We start from the raw sequence: 735 nt of genomic DNA, 5'->3' as shown, positions 1-735 counted from the left end.
CGATACTTGCGACGTTCACCAGGGAACTGAGGACAGATTTTTACGCAAGGCGGAACACCATCCTTTTTATTACCCTCGCAGTGATTACACATCAAAGGCAGGAATGCCTTCTTGGTGTTCGGGAATGTACCCATGGTTTTCTCTTGAATAACCGCCCTGAATCGGCCAAGAGATACGTGGTTTTCCGATTTGCAGGCCACCGTACAGGCTCTGCAACCTATGCAGCGCCTAAGGTCCATGACCATCGCCCAGCGGGGGGCTTTTGTTGTGGCTGCCTGGACATTCAGCCCAGGTGTTACCATTGCGGCGGCGCCAGCGGCCGCTGTTCCGACCCCACTTAGAAATTTACGGCGACTGATTTCTGGTGTTTTATTGTCACTCATATTGGTATCTCCTACTCATCTCCTCATCCTCCACAGATGTTAGTGGTGCTATAGATCAATCTCCTTATTCAGCGCCCTTTGCTCCTTCAAGCAGTTCAATGGTGTCTTCAAAGTTGCCGAATGCACCATCAAGAATGGTGATTGCATACTTCTTGTTGTGTACGCCATTACCGAAACGCACAATATCAAGTAGCTGAATGCCCTTGGCGATCATTGCCTCTGCCTGACTTAATTGTTTCTTGTCCAGGTTGCCCTTGATTTCAGAAAGAAGTTGAATTGCCTCTGCTTCTAGCTCTTCACCATCCGCAATCTCTTTCTTAAGTGTTTTTTTCCAGTCATCCAGCATTTTTCT

General features: G+C 48.0%; 1 protein-coding gene and 1 pseudogene. Both read right to left on the bottom strand.

Going from position 1 to position 735, the window contains the following annotated elements:
- Positions 1-383, bottom strand: a 383-nt coding sequence (locus tag Ga0074115_RS16075) for a 4Fe-4S dicluster domain-containing protein (protein WP_157292835.1), incomplete at its 3' end; no start/stop codon positions are given.
- A gap of 64 nt (positions 384-447) precedes the next feature.
- Positions 448-735: pseudogene (locus tag Ga0074115_RS15540) on the bottom strand (NapC/NirT family cytochrome c); the annotation flags it as partial.

It is taken from the genome of endosymbiont of Ridgeia piscesae, assembly GCF_001443665.1.
Taxonomy (GTDB): Bacteria; Pseudomonadota; Gammaproteobacteria; order Chromatiales; family Chromatiaceae; genus Endoriftia; species Endoriftia persephonae.
The sequence above is the reverse complement of the archived record's forward strand: the minus strand, read 5'-3'. Positions and strand labels throughout refer to the sequence as shown.